This is a genomic window from Hymenobacter lapidarius, from assembly GCF_001816145.1.
In the GTDB taxonomy this organism is placed as follows: domain Bacteria; phylum Bacteroidota; class Bacteroidia; order Cytophagales; family Hymenobacteraceae; genus Hymenobacter; species Hymenobacter lapidarius.
The window spans coordinates 1-1624 of sequence record NZ_MDZB01000020.1 but is presented as its reverse complement, the minus strand read 5'-3'; the positions used below and the strand labels follow the sequence as shown (position 1 = coordinate 1624).

The 1624-nt window shown below is 68.8% G+C and carries 1 protein-coding gene; it reads right to left on the bottom strand.

Annotation, left to right across the window (positions count from 1 at the left end):
* Positions 1–1624 (bottom strand): DEAD/DEAH box helicase family protein (locus tag BEN47_RS22405; RefSeq protein WP_158010772.1); only part of this gene is annotated, 1624 nt, incomplete at both ends.

The window sequence follows — 1624 nt, the reverse complement described above, 5'->3', positions numbered from 1 at the left end:
TTGTCGAGGCGCAGGGCCAGGGCCAGCTCCCGAATCTGGGCAAACGTGACGGCCCGGCGGGCGTAGGGCTGGTTGTGCAGCAGCTGCAGGGCCGTAATCTCGTCTTTGTGCGCCGCGATGAAGGCCTGGAACTTGTCGATGCGCGACTGGGCCAGGGCCGCCTGCGCGGCCGCGGGCGAGGTCTGGCTTTCGAAGCCGGCGCGCAGCACCTGGTCCTTGCTCACGAGGTCAATCACGAGGTCGTGCTGGGCGTGCACCTTGGTGAGCAGCGTGCGCAGGGCCGGGTCGTCGAAGAGGTGCACGGCCCGCTCGGTGAGGGCCTGCGTGGCCTGCTGCCAGTGGGCGTCGGTGGGCTCAGTGAGGGGGCTGCCGGGCTCGCCGGGGGCGGGCTGGCCGGCGGCGCGGGCCTCGGCGGTGGCTAGGCGCAGGGCTTCGGCTTCCTGGCGCACGGGGTCCACGGCATCGTAGAGGCGGGCGGCGAGCTGCTGCACGGTGGCCGCCCCTTGGGTGTGGGCGAGCACGGCGGCGCGGTCGTCGGGCGTGAGCTGGCGGTCGAGGCGGGCCAGGCGGGTGGCTAGGCTGCGCAGCTGGGCGGGCTCGTGGTTGCCGAGGGCCACGGCGTGCAGCAGCTTCTCGAAGCCCAGGCCGCCGGGCACGCGCTCCACGCTTTCGGTGTCCTTCTTCTCGGAGTCGGTCACGCCCACGGCGTCCACCAGCACGAAGCGGGTTTTGGCGCTGGCGTCGCTGGTCACGGCCTCCAGGTCGGAGGGGGCGATGACGCGGGTGCCGCGCCCCTTCATCTGGTCGAAGTACACCCGGCTGCGCACGTCGCGCAGAAACACGAGGCACTCCAGGGGCTTGATGTCGGTGCCGGTCGAAATCATGTCCACCGTCACGGCCACGCGGGGGTTGTACTCGTTGCGGAACTTGCGGATGAGGGTGTCGGCGTTTTCCTCGGCCGCGTAGGTAATCTTCTTGCAGAAGTCGTTGCCCTTGCCAAACAGCTCGCGCACCAGGGCCACGATGTCGTCGGCGTGCTGGTCGGTCTTGGCAAAAATGAGGGTTTTGGGCACGATTTCGCGGCCCGGAAACAACTCCGTAAACAGGCGGGCCTTCCACTCGGCCAGCACCGTCCGAATCTGGTCGGGGGCCGTCACCGAGCGGTCGAGCTGCGTGCCGGCGTACACCAGGTCGTCGTCGAGGGTTTGCCAGCGGGTGGTGCGGGTCTGGCGCTCGAGCAGCTTCACCGAACTGCCCTTTTCCACGCGGCTGCCGCGCTGCGTAATTTCGGTTTCGATGCGGAACACGTCGGAGCCCACGTTCACGCCGTCCACCACGGCGCGCTCGTGGCTGTACTCCATCACCAGGTTCTGGTTGAAGAAGCCGAAGGTTTGCTTGGCCGGCGTGGCCGTGAGGCCGATGAGGTGGGCGTCGAAGTACTCCAGCACCTGCTGCCACACGTTGTAGATGGAGCGGTGGCACTCGTCAATCACCACGAAGTCGTAGGCCTCGGGCGGCACGGCCGGGTTGTAGGCCACCTCGCGGGGCCGCTGCGGCGCGTCGCCATTCAGCTCAAAGCCCGAGCGCTCCTCGTTGCCCGCGTCGTATTCCGCCTCGCCCCGCA